A 17,203-nucleotide genomic window follows, 5' to 3' on the forward strand; every position below is an offset into this window, starting at 1 on the left:
TCAGTCTCGTCGGGTTCGCGACAACGCAGCCAGCGACTGCGGTCCTTGAAACAAGAACACCAGATCATCCCAGCGCGTGACGAAGAGCCCCGCCAGGGCGCCGACCGTCCCCGCGATGACGCCCATTCCCACCGCCAGCCCACCCGAGGCGGCCGGATGGCTCACCGCTCCGATGGCCGTGATGGCCAGCAACAGCCCATTGCGAACCAGGTGCGCCGCGCTGACGGGAGCGTTGCTGGCGCCGAAGCACCGGCACGCGACCTTCTTTCCCCGGCGAATCACCCACGCGAGCCCCAGCGTGAAGCCCGCCAGCAGCAGCAGCGCCAGCAGGTACCCCGCCCCCATGCCCACCAGGAGCAGCAGCGCGGAGGCGGCTTCCGCCAGGATCAACGTGGCCGCCAGCGGCGCCCCGGCCAGAAAGCGCGGAAGGCCAAAGTTCTCCAGTGTCTGGATGAAATCTTCAAAGGGTTTGCGCCCGCGCGCCTTTCCCAACGCGGCGAGCGCGAACACGATGGCCAGCATCAGTCGACAGCCTAGATTGACCGCGTTCAACGGAAGCCCTCGTGAAAACCGCGACTGGACGTGAATGGCTCACATCCAGCCGTGGTCATGAAGCAGGAATCAGCAGACAGTGGACTTGACGCAGGGCCCGGTGCAGCTGTGGGACAGCCCCTTGGCGGTACAGCACTCGCCGTGGTTCGGAACACAGGCACCTGCGGGAAGCTCGGACAGGAACAACTTCAAGAAGCGGTCACTCAACGCCTTGAGGATCTTCATGGTGTCTCCCTTTCGGTCTGCGCCGAGGGGAACCGTTCCCCCGGCGCGGTCTGGAGACTACCTCCTGATGCGAATGTTATGAAAGGGGGGTTTCTCGTAATTCTGGCTTTTATGGGATGGCGCGTCATCCCTGTGCTCGTCGTGGACGCGGAGGCGGCGCAGCGGGTTCTCCCAGGCCAATCGCCCCCATGGACGCGCTCGCGCGGGCACTCGGAGGTTTTCTGGGACGGGGGACGGCTCGGTCCCTCCTTTCCCATGGCAGCTCGCTTTCCAATCCCTCGCCCCACCCAAGAGGCGTCCATGGACTACCGCATCAAATCAGGTGACACGCTGTCCCAGATCGCGAAGACCCACCACACGAGCGTCAGCGCATTGATGAAGGCCAACAAGAGCATCAAGGACGCGAACGTCATCCAGGCGGGCAAGTCCCTGAACATCCCTGGCAAGAGGGATGGGTTCGATGACAAGCCCACGCGGGCCAGGTCCTCCAGGCCGTCGGCGCGGCCCGACGCCAAGAGCGCCACGTCGGGCGCGGACTCTGGCGGCGCGAAGGGCGTCAAGGGCAACCCGTTGGACATCGCGAAGAAACACCTGAACAAGAACGCCGGGTCACTGAAGCTGGAGAAGAAGGGGGTGGGCGCCGACATGGACGACAACGTCGGCAACAAGGTCAACTGCGCCAACTTCGTCTCCGCGTGCCTGGAGCAGGCCGGGCAGATCAAGAACAGCCAGCACAGCAACCTGGTGCGCGGCCTCCAGAACAACCTGGACAAGGACAAGAACTTCAAGCGCGTGTCCTTGAAGGATGCGAAGCCCGGCGACGTGGTCAGCTTGAAGACGGGCCCCGGTGTCGATGACCGCCACGTGGTGATCTTCGCGGGTTGGAAGAATGGGAAGGCGGAGTTCATCGGCTCGAACAACCGGAACCCCGACCGCACGCAGCGGATCACCATGACCATGTCGAACGCCCCTGTCCTGTCCGTCCACCACTACGTGGGCTGAGGGAGGACGGCGACCTGGCCCCGCCGCGTGACGGGCTCGGGTTCCACGCTGCGCGGGATGCGGCTCGCCGCAAGCGGGTGAAGGTTCAGGGCACCTCCGACCTCGCGGAGATTCCGGAAACACTCGATTGAGGTGCGAGCGGAGACGGGGGGCTTGCCCGGGCATCAGGCCCGGGCAGGCCCCCTCTTTATCCGGGCCCCGGCGGTCCGGTCACCGTGCGTTCAGCGCGGGATGCTCATCGTGCCCGGGGACGACAGAGGGCCCGCGCTGAACGACTCGGCTTGGAAGGTGTGCCGGGCATGCGTCGTTCATGCAGCGCCCGGCGTGCCCGGTAAGCGCTCAGCCCAGCTCCTGTTGCCGGTTCAAGAAGGCTGCCGCGCGGGTCGCGTCATCATGCGTGGCCAGCGAAGCCCTTGGTCTTGAAAGCATCAGACTCCTTGAGCAGCGTGCGGTTGGAAGAGCCCACGTCCCCGAACTTCTGCGCGGCGTCTGTCTTGTAACGCCCCCTCTGAACATTGGCGACCTGGGCGGAAGCCGCCGCGCACAGCTCCTTGCTGTCCATTGCCCACAGGTTCGCGTACAGCTCCTGGTTGAAGTCGGGGTTGTTGCAGACTGAAAAGAGTCCTTCTTGCGATAGCCTGTTGCCCTCGAATTCGTGGCGGATGGCTGCTGGGATTGGGGCTTGTGGAGTAGGACTCTTCTGGGGGCGTCGTCCGGGCGGAAACATCCGCGGCAAGGGAAACACCCGCCATAGGCAACCTCGGGAGGAAGAGATGCGCTCGAGGGGAGAGAGGGAATGGGCCCACCCGCGTCCCAAAGTTCCCTACGCTTGACTCAACCCTCCGGCTGCTTTGTCTGGCGGACCGGAACGCGACACGGAGTGCGCGCACATGCATTCATGTCCTCAGGAAGGGACGCTGGCGGACTTCCTGTCCGGGCTGCTCTCCGAAGAGCACCGGACCGCTGTCCTGGCGCACGTGGGAGGCTGTACGGACTGCCGTTGGGCCCTGGCGGCAGGCAATGGCACCCAGGTCCTGGCCGTCTCTCCGACGGCCTCCGCGCAGGCGTCTTCCCAGCCACTGCTGCCGGGCGACAGACTCTCCCGCTACGTGGTGCGAGAGCGCATCGGCGCTGGCGCGATGGGCGTCGTGTACGCGGCGGACGACCCCGAACTGGGACGCCGGGTGGCCCTCAAGATGCTGCGCCCCGAGGGACGCCAACGCGAAGAATTGCGGCAGCGGCTGCTGCGCGAGGCGCAGGCGCTCGCCCGGCTCGCTCATCCCAATGTCGTCACCCTCTACGACGTGGGCACCCATGGGGACTGCGTCTTCCTCGCCATGGAGCTGGTGGAGGGCACCACGCTGGCGGAGTGGATGCGGGAGCCACGTCCCTGGAAGGAGGTGCTCCGGCTCTTCCTCGAAGCCGGCAGGGGACTCGCCGCCGCGCACGCCGCGGGCCTGGTGCACCGTGACTTCAAGCCCGCCAACACCCTGCTGAGCAAGGAGGGCCGCGTCTTCGTGACGGACTTCGGCATCGCCGGCCCCATCCATCACGACGAGGGCGCTCCGCTCCAGGACCCCGACAAGGCCCCGGTCGCATCCATGAAGCACCTCACCCGGACGGGCCAGCTTCTGGGCACGCCCGCCTACATGGCCCCGGAGCTCATGGCGGGCCAGCGCGCGGACGCGCACTCCGACGAGTTCAGCTTCTGCGTCGCGCTGTACGAGGCCCTCTTTGGCGTGCGCCCTTTCCAAGGGGCGACACTCGAGCAGCTGGCCCAGGCCGCACGGCAGGGAAACATCAGCCCCCCGAAGCGCGAGGTGAAGGTCCCAGCCCGCATCCGGCGCGCGGTCCTGCGGGGGCTCAGCGCCAACCCCCAGGAGCGCTTCCCGTCCATGGAGTCCCTCCTGGCGGCCCTCGCTCCACGGCCCATCCGGTGGCTTGCGCGGATGACGGCCGCGGCGGCCGTGGCCGGCGTCCTGGGCACCCTCGTGGCCTACGGGGTGACGCATCGCGAGGGGGCGCACTGCGAGCAGGAGGTGGAGAAGCTCACCGCGGCCTGGAGCCCCGCGCGACGCGAACGGATCCGCACGGCCTTCCTGTCCACGGGCGAGTCCTACGCCGCTCCAGCCTGGGAGCAGCTCGCGTCGGCGCTGGACGCCTACGCCGCCCAATGGCGGACGCTTCGCACCGAGGCCTGCATGTCCGCTGACAGTGACACGGCGGCCGTCGCCTGGCAGACGGCCGCGTGCCTCGACGCGCGGCTCTGGCAGTTCGCCGCCGTGACCGAGGTCCTGGAGAAGGCGGATGTGCTGACGGTGCAGAACGCGCGCCCGCTGACGACCTCCCTCGAGGGGCTCGCCAGCTGCCGGGACGCGCCCGGCCTCTCCGCCCGGCCGCAACCGCCCGAGCACCTCCGGGCCCCGGTGGAGGCGGCACGGCACAAGCTGGCGCAGGCCCGCGCCCACCTCGTGTCGCACCGGTTCACCGAGGGGCTCGCGGTGACGACAGCCCTCATCGAGGACCTGAAGGACCTGGACTACAAACCGCTGCGGGCGGAGGTGCTCCTGGCCCACGGCGTGCTCCTCGGGGGCCTCAACAAACCGAAGGAAGCGGAGCAGTTCCTCTACCAGGCGCTGTGGGCGGGCGAGGCCGCGCGTGACGACGAGACGGTGGCCCGGGCCTGGGTGGAGCTCATCTGGGCGGTGGGCGAAGAGCAGTCCCGCTCCGACGAAGCGGAGAAGCTCATCCTGCACGCCCGGGCCGCCGTCGAGCGGCTGGGACGGGAGCGCTTCCCGGACATCACGACGGACCTGCACTCGCGCCTGTCGGCGCTGCGAGAGGCGCACGGCCAGCTCGCCGAGGCGGAGCAGGAGGCGCTCCAGGGCCTGGAGTTCTCCCGCAGGAGGAATGGCCCTGACAGCCTGCGCACGCCCAACCTCCTCCACCAGCTGGGACGCATCCGCTTCGGCCAGGGCCGCCATGAGGAGGCGCTGAAGCTTCACCGCGAGGCCCTGGCGCTGCGCGAGCGTCTGCTGGGCCCCGACAACCCGGCCCTCGTGACGTCCTACAACCGGGTCGCCACGGCCGCGCTGGAGGTGGGCCAGCACGCGGAGGCCGTCAAGGCCTGGCACAGGGCCCTGGCCCTCCAGGAGGCGTCCTCCAGCCCGGAGACCTACCCGTTGGGGTCGGTGCTGCTGAACCTGGCCGGGGTCTCGCGCCTCGAAGGCCGGATGGAAGAGGCGCGCTCCCAGGTCGAGCGGGCACGCTCCATCTTCGAGCGGGGCCGGGGCCCCAATCACATCACCGTCGTCTTCGCGCTCACGGAGCAGGCGGTCCTCGCCCTCGATGCGGGGCAGGGCGCCGAGGCGCTGGCCTTCGCCACCGAGGCGGTGGAGCGCGTCCAGCGTTCGCTGGGCCCGGACTCGCCGCGCGCCGCCCAACCGCTGACCGTCCGGGGGCAGGTGCACCTGAAGGCGGGTCGCTACCCCGAGGCACGGCGCGACCTGCTGGACGCGCTGACGCGGCTGGAGCGGGACTCGGGCCTGGCGGCGGGGAAGATGGTGGCCGTGCTGCGGCAGCTGGCCGAGCTGGCTCTGGCGACCCATTCCCCGAAGGAGGCGCTCGCGTACTGCGAGCGGGCGGTGACCCTCACCGAGAAGGCCGGTAGCGCGGAGTCCCAGGACGGGGCCAGCGCGCTGACCTGCGCCGGCAAGGCGCATCTGGCACTGGGCGCGGCGGCGCGGGCCACACCGCTGCTCGAGCGCGCCCGTCGCATCCAGACCCGCTGGGGCCCGCCCGGTGACGCGGAGGCGGCCGGGAGGACCTCGTTCCTGCTGGCCCAGGCGCTGCTCGAAACGCGCCCCGCCCCGGACCGGACGCGAGCGTTTGAACTGGCCGAGGAGGCTCGGACGCGGCTGGAGTCCGTGGGAGTCCGGGGCCGGCCGGAGCTCCAGCGGGTGCTGGCCTGGCAACAGCGGGAGGCGAAGCGATGAGCGAGCAATGGACGACAGGCTCCCTGGCGGCGCTGCTGCGGGAGCACCTGCCCCGGGAGCAGCGCGCGGAGCTGGACGCAGTGCCGGGATGGGAGGCACTGCTGAACCCATACGTCGAGGCGACCCGGAGCGGGTGGGCCAAAGCCACGGCGCCACTCCCGGCGGAGTCCTTCGTGCGGCACCTGGCCCGGCACCTGCCCGCGGGAAGGACCTTGGAGGTGATGCGCATCCTCCACGGCGCCGACCTGTACCTCGCATACGCCTGCGCTCGTGGGGAGCCCTCGGCCCTCCGGGCCTTCGAGCAGGACATCCGCCGGTACATCCCCGCCCGGCTCGGGAGGGTGTCGCCGAGCATGGTGGACGAGGTGCTCCAGGTGCTGCGCGAGCGGTTGCTGGTGGGCAGCGGCGACACGCCCCCGAGGATTTCGAGCTATGGCGGACGCGGGCCCCTGCTGAACTGGGTGGGCATCGTCGCCGCCCGAATCGCCGGGGAGCTGGTGGGCCGGGACGCGCGCCATGAGCTCGTCGCGGAGCCTCCCGAGGAGCTCGTGCGGCTCCTGGCCCCGAGCGACCCCGAGTACGCGCTGCTGCGCGAGGATGCGCGCAGGCTCCTCATCGAGTCGCTCCGCCAGGCGGTGGCGGTGCTCCCCGAGCAGGAGCGGACCCTGCTGCGCCTGCACCATTTCCATGGGTTCACCATGGACCGGCTGACGCTCATGTACGGCGGCTCGCGCTCCGGCATCGCGCGAAGGATCGCGGAGGCCCGCGAGCAGTTGCTCGAGCGCGTTCGCATGGAGCTCACGCCCCGGCTGAAGCAGGACCGGCTCACGCTGGAGAGCCTGTTGGGGCTGGTCAGCAGCCGGTTGGATCTCAGCCTCCAGGGCCTGCTGGACTGAGGCCCGGGGATTTCTTGGGACGCCCCTGGGCCCACTCCCTCTTCCCAATTGATGGCCCGGGCGGCCATTCCTCGACCCGCCCCCATCAAGGAGAGCGGCCCCATGACAGGAGTGAACGCAGTCGGTGGATTGTTTCTCTGGCTCTGCCTCCTCCCAGGGTTTGCCCGAGGCGACGTCTCCCCGGGCGTCCGCGGCTGCGCGGAGTCCATCTCTCTGCTGTTCGAGGACCTCGAGTACGAGCGCGCCCTGGACCAGGTGGCCCGCTGCAAGGAGGCGTCGAACGGGCTCGAGGATGAGGTGGTGCTGTCGCTCTACCAGGGCGTCATCCTGGCGGAGCTGAGCGGGCGGTTGCGCGACGCCGAAGCCGCCTTCAAGGCCGCCCTGCGCATGAACCCCGATGCGAAGCTGCCGCTGACGGTCTCGCCCAAGGTGAGGCGGCACTTCGAAGCGGTGCACAAGGGGGTCCTGCGCGAAGTGGCAGCGCGGGGGGCGGTCCGAGAGCCCCTGAAGCAGGAGGCCTCCCTGGACGCGCAGGAGGCCCAGGCGCCACGAGAGCCGCTCACCGTAGCCACGGGCCTCGCGACGCCGTCCTCCGCTCCCATACAGGACATGTCCGGAGCGCCTCCCTCCTTGCGAGACCGGGCGATGATTCCCGCCGTGGCGGGAGGGGCCCTCGTCGTCGCGGCGGGTGTCTTCTGGGGGGTGGCGGAGGGGCGGAAGTCGAAGCTGGATGGCGATGCGAAGGACATCCCCTCGGAGCCCGATGCCAGGAACGTGGCCCACGGCACGCGTCGGCTGCAGACGGCCTCGGTGGGGCTGCTGGTGGGAGGCCTGGTGGGACTGGGCGCCTCCGCTGGGATGTATCTGCTGGGGTCGCCGAAGCAGCCGGTGCCCGTGCAGTTCGGGCTGGATGGGACGTCCGTGTTCGTGGCTGGGAGGTGGCCATGAAGACGCTGCTTCGCTCGACAGCCATTGGCTTGCTTCTGCTTGGCGTGCAGATCACCGCGTGTCTCGACGTCGACGCGGTGGTGGGCGAGTTCTGCGACAAGCACCCTCTCCGCTGCGAGAACGGCGGGTCGGATGCGGGGCCTGATGGCAATGACATCCTGGATGATGGCGGTGGACCGGACGGCGGGGACGCGGGGCAGGACGGCGGGGACGCGGGGCAGGACGGCGGGGACGCGGGGCAGGATGCAGGACCTGACGGGGGCCTTCCCGATGACGAGCGCGAACCGCCGGGATGGAAATCCGTGACCTCGATGACGGTGCGGCGCACGGGGCATACGGCCACCCTCCTGGAAGACGGCCGGGTGCTCGTTGTTGGCGGAACCAGCACGGTCGGCACCTCGGGGGGGGGCCTGACGAACACGACGGAGCTCTACAACGTTTCATCCAACAGCTGGAGCCCCGGGGAGCGCCTGGCGACGGCTCGCATGGACCACACCGCCACCTGGCTGGGGAAAGGCAAGGTCTTGGTGGTCGGCGGTATAGGCCCCACGGGTAGCGCGCTGGCCAGTGCTGAAATCTATGACGTCGGTGCGAATAAATGGACCACGGTGAGCCCCATGCCCTACGGAGGACGTGCCGGCCATGCCGCCGTCTTGCTGCCCTCGGGGAAGGTGCTGGTGGCGGGTGGCGGAATCTCGGCGGACGATGGGCTGAGGACCGCCGAACTCTATGATCCAGTCAGCGACTCCTGGACGAGGGCGGGGAACCTGAACGTCAGACGCAACATGCTGACGCTCACCCTGCTGGACGGTGGCAATGCCCTGGCCATCGGTGGCTTCAATATCAACCGAACGGAGGCGACCGCCGAGGTCTACGACTCGAACGCACCGGATGGAGGACGGTGGCGCGTTTCGCAGGAGATGGACTGCGGGCGCTACGGGCACGCGGCGACGCTGCTGCCCTCTGGAGGAGTCCTGGTCACCGGCACCTACGATAAATCATGGGATCTACCTGAAAAGGTCCTCCCGTACGTGGACCTCTTCGAACCAGACGGCACTTCGTGGATGCTCCAGGAGGACATGAAGGAAGCCCGCTTCCTCCACACGGCCACCGCGCTGCCTTCGGGCGAGGTGCTGGTGACAGGTGGGTATTCCGCCCCCTACGCGAGCCCGCTTGCCTCCGCGGAGATACTCCGGCTGGATGGCGGCTGGGAGCCCATTGCCGCCCCCATGTCCTCAGCGCGCGCCGCTCACACCGCGACGTGGCTGAAATCGGGGAGTGTGCTCATCATCGGAGGCACCGACGGCGGCGTGGTGCTGAACACCGCCGAGCGGTACGTCCCCTGAGCGTCGCCCGGGCTCCGCGAGGCATTGGGGGAGCGTGACGGGCCCAGGCAAGGGACGGGGTTGGAGGAGGGGAGGAGAGCCCCTCCTTTGCCGCGACGGCACGTGTACGCTGGCCTCCCATGCCCCTTCCTGCTGTCCGGCTCTCGTTGACCGCACTTCTCCTGGGGATGGCTGCATGCAGGACGCCCCAGCTGGAAGCGTGGAGGCGCGTGCGCTGCTGGCGCGGTCGCGCAAGCTGTTCGCGGCCCTGGCGCCGCCTCTGGGACGCGAGGCGGAGAACAGCACGCGCGTTCTGGATGGTGGCGCCGGGACGGTGGGCCCCACCTCCTGTCTGGAATGGAGGCTCTTCCAACGACAGGCCCGGCGCTTCCCGATGCTGGAGCACCCCACCGAGTTCAGCGCGTATGTCCTGCGCGGTCAGGTGCCGGACCGCGGCCTCCAGGTCCTCCGGAGGGAAGGCGCGCATGGCCTTGGGGGTGAACCAGTTGATGAGGGTGGCGATGCCGCGCACCAGCGGCGAGCAGGTGAGCACGGCCGTGGGCGGAATGGCGGCGCGTCGAGCGCCGCCGGGCCTCCGCCTCCCAGGCGGCATGAGCCGCCCCCCGTGGAGCGGCTACTTCTTCTTGCGGATGTAGAGGCCCTTGAAGCTCACGTTGAGGCCTCCACACTGGAGGTTGTCGGACACGAGCAGATAAGGGCCCCGGCGCTGGACGGTGACGAGGCACTCGTCCTCTTCCTTGGGGTCACCGATGCGCAGCTCCTCGCCTCCGGGCTTCACGTCCTCGGCGAAGCCACCGGTATTGGCCGTGCCGTTCACCACGGCGGTGGCGTTGCCTTCGGCGTGCAGCAGCCCGCCCGCCTTGGAGGTGAAGACGATCTCATTCTCCGCGTACACCCATGTCCCCGCGAGGACCGCCGCGTCGAGCCCTTTCTCCCCCTTGGCGGGCTCCAGGTTCGCGGCGGGAAGGAAGCCCGCCAGGGGCTTGCCCTTGGCGGTGACGTAGTAGGCGCACCGGAAGCCGCCCTGCTCCGGGCCTGCCAGCACTGTGTCCCCCGGAATGAGGTAGCTGCGCTGCTTCCAACCGCACTCGCCCTGGGCCGGGCAAGCCTTGGCCTCGGACTGGAAGCTCACCGGCTGTTTGGGCGTGGGGGCCTTGATGGTGAAGACCTGGGCCTTCGCCTGGGCGTCGAAGTCATACGGGCCGCACTCCGCGGAGGGCTGCGCCAGGGCCAGCGACGGCAACGTCCATGCCGCGATGATCAGAGAAAAAGAGAGAGAGGTTCGCATGCGCGTGGCATTACGGCACGTGCAGCCCCGCGCTGTCCAAGGGATTGCCGCCCTCGCCCGGTAGACCTCCGCGCTGTTCATGAATGAATGCAAGACTCGCTGCGAGAACTGCGACATCGAGACCGCGCCGGCGAAGAAACATGAGAAGGGCGTGACACCTCCGCTCGCGGGTGCCGGACGGCGTCTTCGTGCCTCGGGAGGGCGGCGTGTGCTTCGAGCCGTTGCCTCCGTCCACGCAAGCAGAGGTGGAGCGACTGCTGCGTGTGCAGGGGGCTTCACACCCGTGTGCCAGGCGCTGCACGGAGGGCTGCGCGAGCGAGGTTGCGTCCGGGCGGGAGCGGGGCCATCCCGGCTGGCCTCAAGGATGCATTGCTGGCGCGCATGTGCCGGGACCGAGCTGTTTCCCTGATGGACGACCTTCGCGCCGCCAACCCCAGCGAGCACACGCGCTGGCTGGCCGAGCCCGATGAGCCGGCCTTCCGCGAGCTGCTCCATGCACGCTACGCGGAGACGTACTCCTATCCGTTCCTCTACGAGCCCGGCGGCGCCGTGCGGCTCTGGAGGGACGGGGCGCTGCTGAGCCTCGGCGAGTTCGACGCGCGGGGGGCGCTGCTGTGGCACACGGGCCTGTGGAACAAGCCGGGGCGGGACTCGCTGGACTCGGGGCTCTCCGTGGCGCTGCCGAGCCGCCGCACCCTCATGGGCCGCGCCGAGCACGAGGCGTTGTGGGGCTCGCTGCTGGCGCGGCTCGGGCGCTGGGTGGGCTTCCTGCACCAGAACACCTCCACGCTGCACGTCATGGCGCAGCGCTACGCCTCGCGCTTCATGCGGGCGAGGCCCACGGGCCTCGTCGTCAACTACACGCGGGGCGAGACGGTGATTGGCGTGGAGGAGGGCTCGGGCGTGCCCATGCAGGCACTGGCGATGACGACGGTGCTCACTCCCCCGCCGCCGCGCCGGCGCTACCTGCCCGAGGGCCCGTGGGGAGAGTGGCTCGCGTCCATCCTGGCCGGGGTGGGGCTCGCGGAGTCGGTGGCCTTCACGCCGCTGGAGCGCCGGGCATGCAGGGAGGGCGCCGTGCTGCGTCCGCTCGACTGGAACGCGTCGCTGCGTCTGGAGCGGCGGGTCCTCGTGGGCTTCAGCGCGGAGGGCACCCCGGCGCTCACGTCGGAGCGGGCGCGCGTGGACCTCATCCACCTGCCCATGGGCGAGCCCCGGTGGGTGGCCGAGGGGACGCCGGTGCTCCTCGCGGCCGGCTTTCTTCCGACGGGCATCCGCCTCCACCAGCACGAGCCGGATGAACTCGTCTTCCAGCACGTACCGGACCCGAGGGCCGCGTGCGAGGTCGTGAGCCGCGCCCGGCTGGACGGCGCGCGGGCCCGGGAACTCTTCGCGGGATGGATGGAGCAATGCGCGCGAACTTCGTGGACACGGTGATGGCTCGGCTGGACGGCGAGGTCGCCACCATCTGGGCCACGGTGCTGCTGCGGCTGGAGGACAGGCCCGATGTGGCGCTCCTGCGCCGGGGGCTGCGCGCGCTGGTGCGGGAGAGCGAGCGCCTCAACGTGGCCTGGAATGACGCGCGCCGCGCATGGGTGCCCGCGGTGCGCGGGGTCGCGGAGGTGGACGCGGCCCTGGTGGACGGCGCGGAGCCCCTGTCCGAGCCCGACGCCGTGGCGCGAATCATCAACACGCGGGTGGACCTCGCGCGCGACGTGCCGCTACGGCTGCACCTGCATCCCATGGTGGACGCGGCCCACGGTCCCTCGCTGCTGGGCATCCAGTTGCATCACGCCATCGGGGACGCGAAGGCGCTGGCGCACCTGCTGGAGCGGCTGTGGTTGCTCTGCGCGGGACGCGGGTCGGAGTCGCGCCCGCTGGAGCCCTCGACGCTCACGGATGGCAAGGTGCTGCTCGCGGCGCTGCGCCAGCCTGGCCTGGTGCTGGGGCTCACGAGTCCGCGCCGGCGGCTCCTGGCGCAGCGGGGAATGGGGCTGCGCCGCAGTGGGGACACCGCCGGACACGCGCTATCGGCCACGGCGCGGCTCACGCTTCCCCAGGGCGACACGGACCTCCAGGCGTCGGAGGTCTTCTTGTCCGCGCTGCTCGCGGGCGTGGCGCTGCGAGAGTCCCCGGCGGACGGACTCATCCGCCTGCGCATGCCGGTAGACCTGCGGCGGATGCTGGGGCTCGGGCGGACGCTGGGCAATGGCTGCTCCGCGGTGCCGATTGAGATCTCCCTGAAGGAGGTCCGCGCCCGGCTGGAGGCCCCGCGCGAGCTGGCCCGCTTCCTCCGCTCCGAGGTGCAGCGGGTGCTCGATGAGGGCGTGCACTGGACGACGGCGCTGGAGTGCATGGCGGTGGCCCGGCTCGCACCTGCGCGGGTGCTGCGCAAGAACGCGCGTCCCGGGCTCATCGCCGAGCCCCGGACGAACACGCTCGTCGTCACCTACCTGGGACGGATGGACAAGCACTTCACGGAGGCGCCGTTCCGCATCCGCTCCATGCGCAGCCACACGGCCACCTGGGGCGCCACGGGCCTGTCGTTCGCGGACACGCTCAACATCAACACGGCGGCCTTCGAGGGACTCTGGACGCGCGAGGAGTTGCGCGACTTCACGGAGCGCGTCGCCGGGTGGGCGTCCTCGGGCTTCGGCCTGCGGGCGGAGGTGCTCGCGCCATGATGGGGCTGCGCGAGGCGCCCGGGGTGTACCTGGGCTTCATCTGCCTGCACGTGCTCGCGGGGCACCTGGGCACAAGCCTCGTCTACCGCCTGCGCTTCGGGCGCAGCCCGCTGGCGTACCGGAGCGCTGCGGCGGATTCCGCGCACACGCGCGTCACGCGGCGCATCAGTGGCGTCTCGCTGCTCTGGGCCGGCTCCGTGCTCGCGACCGCGTTCTGGCCCGCGTGGTCCGTCATGCCCTGGGGACGGCCGCTGCTGCCCATTCCTCCGTTCGCGGGTTGGGTGCTCGGTGTCGTGGGGCTCATGGGCATGCTGTGGGCCCAGTATGGAATGGGCCCGGCGTTCCGCATCGGCGTGGACGCGGGGGAAGCCCGGCCCGAGCTGCGCGAGGGGGGACTCCACCGCTGCTCGCGCAACCCCATCTACGTGTTCTCCTACCTGTACCTCGTCGGGGCTTCGCTCTGGGCTCCGTCCGTGGTGACGCTGGGCGCCTGTGCGGCGCTCGGGGGGCTCTTCCATCAACTGGTGCTCCAGGAGGAGCGGTTCCTCGCGGACCGCCTCGGTGAGCCCTACGCGCGCTATTGCCAGCGCGTCCCGCGCTACTTCTGACGCGCCATGCAGCCAGCCCTCGTGAGTCCCGCTGATTCGCCCGGTGCCGCGCCCCCGGAGTCCGGCCTCTCCCGCGCCGAGTGGGTGGAGATGCTCCGCATCCGTCCTCTGCGCGCGGTGGGCATGGCGGCGCTGCACCTGGGTGTCTGGGTCGCGGCGGCCGTGGCCATTGCCCGCGCGGGCAGCCTCTGGGTGAAGCTGCCGCTGTGGATGCTGGCGGGTGGGGCGGTGATGGGGCTCATCCAGTTGGACCACGACGCGTGGCACGACAACCTCTTCCCGAGGCCGTGGCAGAACCGCCTCTTCGGTAACGCGCTCAGCCTGCTCGTGGGCATCGCCTACGAGCCCATGCGCCATGACCACCTCGCGCACCACCGCTGGAACCGCACGGAGAAGGACCCCGACGCCTACAACGCGGGCCGCCGCTCGCTCGGGCTGTGCGCGCTCTTCTACGCCACCGTGCTGTTCGGCATCCCGCTGAGCCTCATCTACTTCAACGTCCTCTATCCGCTGCAGCACTTCTCCCGCGCGCGATTGCGCCGCCATGGCGCGGTGCTGCTCTGCTACGCGGGATTCTACGCGGGGCTCTTCTGGCTGCTGTCACGGCACGGGCTCGTCCCCGGCGCGGTGGAGTGCTGGCTGCTGCCGGTGCTCTTCGCCAGCCCCCTCAACGGCCTCAAGTCCATCGCGGACCACTACGCCAACACGTGGCGCGGGGACCGCTTCCACACCGCGACGACGGTGCGCGGCACGCGGCTGGTCACCTTCCTCTGGAACGGGCTCAACTACCACCTGGACCACCACCTCTATCCGCGCGTGCCCGGCTACAACCTCGCGAAGCTGCACACCCATCTGCGCCCCGGGCTGCTCGCGCGCGGCGCCCCCGTCTTCGACAGCTACCTCGACGTCATGGGACGCGCGCTGCTCGCCGGGCCCACCGTCGTGGACGAGGCCGTGCGGCTCGTCACCCTGGAACGAAAGCGCCCATGAACGCCCTGCGCCAGTTGTACGCGGACATCCGCTACGAGGACGGCCGCTGGCCGCTGTCCCGCTGGGACCTCAACCTGCGCTACATCGCCAAGAGCCTCCTCCACGTCCCCGAGCCACGCCGCACCGAGGACGCCGAGCACTTCGCGCGCGTCGCCCGGCACCTCGCCTCCGGGAGCTGGAAGTCCGACGCGCCAGCGGCGCTCAACCTGTGCGCCGTGGGCGATGTGATGTGGATTCGCAGCGGCTTCCGCGAGGCCCTCTCCCCGGGCGTGCGCGCGCTGATGGCGGACGCGCACGTGGCCTTCGCCAACCTGGAGACGCCCGTGGACCCGGCGCGGCCCGTGCCCCGGCTCGTCTACGAGACGCTCCACTACAACGCGCCGCCGGGCTACCTGGACGCGTGGGAGGGCACCGCGCGCCACCGCGTGTTCTCGCTGTGCAACAACCACGCGCTGGACCAGGGCGCGCAAGGGCTGGAGCGCACGCGCCAGAGCGTGCTGGCCCGCCCGGAGCACCGCTGCGTCGGAGGCCCTCGGGCACAGGACGCGGTGGCGGGCCTGGAGGTGGCCGGGGTGCGCCTGGGCATTGCCGCGGTGACGTATGACATCAACCACCTCGCGGGGGTGCCGACCGAGGGCATTCCGGTGACGCGCCTGGGCAGCCCTCGGTATGAGCCCGACTGGGAGCGGCTGGGCGCCCTCATTGACGCGGCGCGCGCGGTGGGACCGGACCTCGTGGTGCTCATGCCGCACTGGGGCTTCGAGTACGAGTACTGGCCCGAGTCCCTCCAGCGCGAGCACGCCTACCGCCTCATCGAGCGCGGGGCGGACATCCTCCTGGGCTCCTCGCCGCACGTGCTGCAGCCCGTGGAGCTGGTCTCCATCGACGGCGGGGACTCCACGTGCCCCGCGCAGGTGCGCCGGGGAGGGCCGCCGCGAGTGGGGCTCATCGCGTACTCGCTCGGCAACTTCCTGAGCATCATGCCCACGCGGGCGTGCCAGACGGGCGCGGTGCTGAAGCTCGCGCTCGCGCGGGACGCGGGGGGCCCCCTGCGCCCCGTGGACGTGCGCGCGGTGCCCACGGCGTGCGGGCGGGGCCTGGGCGGCGAGGGCTTCCTGGACGCGGGCGTCATGGCGGTGGACGAGCTGGGCCCCGAGCGCGCGGCGCCGCACCTCGCGCACGCGCGGCGCACCCTGGGCGGACTGATTTCAACCCGGAGGGACTGAGATGGTGTCGATGCGGGAGCAGTTGGAGGCACTCACCGTGGGCATGGCCCGGCAGGTCGCGGGCTGGCTGCCGGCCGTGACGCCCGAGCGGTACGTGGCCTTCCTGGACATGATGTACCACTACACGCTGCGCAGTGGAGACCGGCTGCGGCTCGCGGCCGAGCGCGCCACGCTCCCCGAGCTGAAGGCCTTCTTCGCGGAGCTCGCGGCGGACGAGCAGTCCCACTACCAGCTCGCGAAGGCGGACCTCGCGGCCTTCGGGCGCACGCCGTCGGACGCCACGCCCCGCGAGGTCTCCGCGTTCCACGCCTTCTGGGAAGGCATCCCGGCGGAGCGCCAGCTCTCGTTCCTCGGCGCGCTGTATGTGCTGGAGGGAGTGGCGCGGCACCTCGGGGGCGACACACGCCAGGGGTTGGGGCGGCTCGGCCTGGACAGGACGCGGGCGCGCTTCCTGCTCGTGCACCTGGACGTGGACGTGGAGCACGGCGCGCGGGCCCAGGCGCTCTGCGAGTCGCTCGGTGCGCACGGCCCCGAGCCCCTGCTGGACGGCGCGCGCCAGGCGGCGGACTTCTGGGGGGCCATCCATCGCCGGGCGCTCGCGGAGACATAGGCCGGGCCCCCGCAGGCTGTCAGGGCCCCAGGGCTCCTTCATTCCCTTCCGTTTCACGCGCACCACCGCCCCCACCGGGGCACCTGCCGAGGTGACGCGCGCACCCTTCAACAGCTTCGCCCTGCCACCCGCTGGTACCCACTGGCTCGCAGGCTTCGTCTCTCCGCCGTCGGACGTGACGAGCACGTCCGGGCGGAAGCGCACCACGTACTCGAAGTCGAGCTGCTCCAAGAGCGCATGGAACTTCGCGTCCGCGAAGCCTCGGTCCGCCAGGACGGTCACCTGCACCTGCGCGGGAATGAGCTCCCGCAGCCGCTGGAGCACCGAGTCCTCGGCGAGCTGTCGGTTGCCGGCAGAGGCCGACTTCACCAGCGTCATCCACAGCAAGGGGGTCGCGCGGCCATGGCGAGTGATGAGGCTTGCCACGAGCGACTCCTGGTCGTCCTTCTCGAAGTCCGTCCGGTCCAGGGCAATGACGGCCTCGGTGCGCTCGGCCAGTACGAAGGGCACCCATGCGCCGAAAAGCTTCCAGCTGTCGAAGCCTTCATTGGAGAGCAGCCGGTCCACCTGCTTCACCGCGTGCTTGGAGCTGATGTCCTCCCCCCGCGCCCACGCCATCGCCTTGCCGATGGCTGCCTCCGACAGGCTGGTGGCCTGCACCGCGCCCGGCGTCGCGTGCGAGAGGGACAGGATTCGTTTGACGTGCAGCTCGTCCTCGAACACCTCCGTCAAGAACGCCCGCACCTGCATTTCGTCGATGGCCACCTTGCGCGTCAGGGTGGCCCGTCTCTCTGCCCGGGCGCCAGCACCGTCGCACGCAGCGACCGGACGAA

At 70.3% G+C, this 17,203-nt stretch carries 15 protein-coding genes; 12 read left to right on the plus strand and 3 right to left on the minus strand.

What is annotated here, in order from left to right:
* Positions 1–552, minus strand: coding sequence for a MauE/DoxX family redox-associated membrane protein (locus KYK13_RS16210; protein ID WP_370645374.1), 552 nt, complete (start codon positions 550–552; stop codon positions 1–3).
* A 525-nt stretch (positions 553–1,077) separates the two neighbouring features.
* Here KYK13_RS16210 and KYK13_RS16215 point away from each other — a divergent pair.
* Complete coding sequence (locus KYK13_RS16215) at positions 1,078–1,779, plus strand: LysM peptidoglycan-binding domain-containing protein (protein ID WP_223645357.1); 702 nt, start codon at positions 1,078–1,080, stop codon at positions 1,777–1,779.
* Positions 1,780–2,170: 391 nt separating this feature from the next.
* Here the strand turns inward: KYK13_RS16215 and KYK13_RS16220 are convergent, their stop codons facing one another.
* Positions 2,171–2,341, minus strand: coding sequence for a hypothetical protein (locus KYK13_RS16220; RefSeq protein ID WP_223645358.1), 171 nt, complete (start codon positions 2,339–2,341; stop codon positions 2,171–2,173).
* Between the two features lie 328 nt (positions 2,342–2,669).
* On the opposite strand from KYK13_RS16220, the gene KYK13_RS16225 reads away from it, so the two are divergent.
* From KYK13_RS16225 to KYK13_RS16245, 5 genes are all read left to right on the plus strand, one after another.
* Positions 2,670–5,774, plus strand: a complete 3,105-nt coding sequence (locus KYK13_RS16225) for a serine/threonine-protein kinase (RefSeq protein WP_223645359.1) — start codon at positions 2,670–2,672, stop codon at positions 5,772–5,774.
* Positions 5,771–6,670, plus strand: coding sequence for an RNA polymerase subunit sigma-70 (locus KYK13_RS16230; protein ID WP_223645361.1), 900 nt, complete (start codon positions 5,771–5,773; stop codon positions 6,668–6,670). Before KYK13_RS16225 ends, KYK13_RS16230 begins: the two co-directional genes overlap by 4 nt.
* 102 nt (positions 6,671–6,772) lie before the next feature.
* Complete coding sequence (locus tag KYK13_RS16235; protein WP_223645363.1) at positions 6,773–7,618, plus strand: hypothetical protein; 846 nt, start codon at positions 6,773–6,775, stop codon at positions 7,616–7,618.
* Positions 7,615–8,964, plus strand: coding sequence for a kelch repeat-containing protein (locus KYK13_RS16240; protein WP_223645365.1), 1,350 nt, complete (start codon positions 7,615–7,617; stop codon positions 8,962–8,964). The genes KYK13_RS16235 and KYK13_RS16240 overlap by 4 nt, the downstream gene beginning before the upstream one ends.
* A gap of 464 nt (positions 8,965–9,428) precedes the next feature.
* Complete coding sequence (locus KYK13_RS16245) at positions 9,429–9,599, plus strand: hypothetical protein (protein ID WP_223645367.1); 171 nt, start codon at positions 9,429–9,431, stop codon at positions 9,597–9,599.
* Here KYK13_RS16245 and KYK13_RS16250 read toward each other — a convergent pair.
* Entirely contained in the window at positions 9,578–10,252 is a 675-nt protein-coding gene (locus KYK13_RS16250; protein ID WP_223645369.1) for a hypothetical protein, read from the minus strand. The genes KYK13_RS16245 and KYK13_RS16250 overlap by 22 nt on opposite strands.
* Before the next feature lie 408 nt (positions 10,253–10,660).
* Between KYK13_RS16250 and KYK13_RS16255 the strand changes: the two genes are divergently transcribed.
* The 6 genes from KYK13_RS16255 to KYK13_RS16280 are packed head-to-tail and all read left to right on the plus strand — an operon-like array spanning position 10,661 to position 16,370.
* Positions 10,661–11,689: a hypothetical protein gene (locus tag KYK13_RS16255; RefSeq protein WP_223645371.1), complete on the plus strand. Its 1,029-nt coding sequence runs from the start codon at positions 10,661–10,663 to the stop codon at positions 11,687–11,689.
* Entirely contained in the window at positions 11,662–12,936 is a 1,275-nt protein-coding gene (locus KYK13_RS16260; protein ID WP_223645373.1) for a hypothetical protein, read from the plus strand. The genes KYK13_RS16255 and KYK13_RS16260 overlap by 28 nt, the downstream gene beginning before the upstream one ends.
* A complete protein-coding gene (locus tag KYK13_RS16265; protein ID WP_223645375.1) occupies positions 12,933–13,544 on the plus strand; it encodes an isoprenylcysteine carboxylmethyltransferase family protein in 612 nt (203 codons plus the stop codon). Before KYK13_RS16260 ends, KYK13_RS16265 begins: the two co-directional genes overlap by 4 nt.
* A gap of 6 nt (positions 13,545–13,550) precedes the next feature.
* Positions 13,551–14,534, plus strand: coding sequence for a fatty acid desaturase (locus tag KYK13_RS16270; protein ID WP_223645377.1), 984 nt, complete (start codon positions 13,551–13,553; stop codon positions 14,532–14,534).
* Positions 14,531–15,760 (plus strand): CapA family protein, encoded by a 1,230-nt coding sequence (locus KYK13_RS16275; protein WP_223645379.1) that lies wholly within the window; start codon positions 14,531–14,533, stop codon positions 15,758–15,760. The genes KYK13_RS16270 and KYK13_RS16275 overlap by 4 nt, the downstream gene beginning before the upstream one ends.
* Before the next feature lies 1 nt (position 15,761).
* A complete protein-coding gene (locus KYK13_RS16280) occupies positions 15,762–16,370 on the plus strand; it encodes an iron-containing redox enzyme family protein (protein WP_223645381.1) in 609 nt (202 codons plus the stop codon).
* Positions 16,371–17,203: the final 833 nt, after the last annotated feature.

Origin of the sequence: Corallococcus sp. EGB (genome assembly GCF_019968905.1) — a bacterium.
Classification (GTDB): domain Bacteria; phylum Myxococcota; class Myxococcia; order Myxococcales; family Myxococcaceae; genus Corallococcus.

Coding starts and splice junctions, on each gene's coding strand:
- KYK13_RS16215 (WP_223645357.1), top strand. CDS start 1,078: ATGGACTACCGCATCAAATCAGGTGACACGCTGTCCCAGATCGCGAAG.
- KYK13_RS16220 (WP_223645358.1), bottom strand. CDS start 2,341: ATGGACAGCAAGGAGCTGTGCGCGGCGGCTTCCGCCCAGGTCGCCAAT.
- KYK13_RS16225 (WP_223645359.1), top strand. CDS start 2,670: ATGCATTCATGTCCTCAGGAAGGGACGCTGGCGGACTTCCTGTCCGGG.
- KYK13_RS16230 (WP_223645361.1), top strand. CDS start 5,771: ATGAGCGAGCAATGGACGACAGGCTCCCTGGCGGCGCTGCTGCGGGAG.
- KYK13_RS16235 (WP_223645363.1), top strand. CDS start 6,773: ATGACAGGAGTGAACGCAGTCGGTGGATTGTTTCTCTGGCTCTGCCTC.
- KYK13_RS16240 (WP_223645365.1), top strand. CDS start 7,615: ATGAAGACGCTGCTTCGCTCGACAGCCATTGGCTTGCTTCTGCTTGGC.
- KYK13_RS16245 (WP_223645367.1), top strand. CDS start 9,429: ATGGCCTTGGGGGTGAACCAGTTGATGAGGGTGGCGATGCCGCGCACC.
- KYK13_RS16250 (WP_223645369.1), bottom strand. CDS start 10,252: ATGCGAACCTCTCTCTCTTTTTCTCTGATCATCGCGGCATGGACGTTG.
- KYK13_RS16255 (WP_223645371.1), top strand. CDS start 10,661: ATGGACGACCTTCGCGCCGCCAACCCCAGCGAGCACACGCGCTGGCTG.
- KYK13_RS16260 (WP_223645373.1), top strand. CDS start 11,662: ATGCGCGCGAACTTCGTGGACACGGTGATGGCTCGGCTGGACGGCGAG.
- KYK13_RS16265 (WP_223645375.1), top strand. CDS start 12,933: ATGATGGGGCTGCGCGAGGCGCCCGGGGTGTACCTGGGCTTCATCTGC.
- KYK13_RS16270 (WP_223645377.1), top strand. CDS start 13,551: ATGCAGCCAGCCCTCGTGAGTCCCGCTGATTCGCCCGGTGCCGCGCCC.
- KYK13_RS16275 (WP_223645379.1), top strand. CDS start 14,531: ATGAACGCCCTGCGCCAGTTGTACGCGGACATCCGCTACGAGGACGGC.
- KYK13_RS16280 (WP_223645381.1), top strand. CDS start 15,762: ATGGTGTCGATGCGGGAGCAGTTGGAGGCACTCACCGTGGGCATGGCC.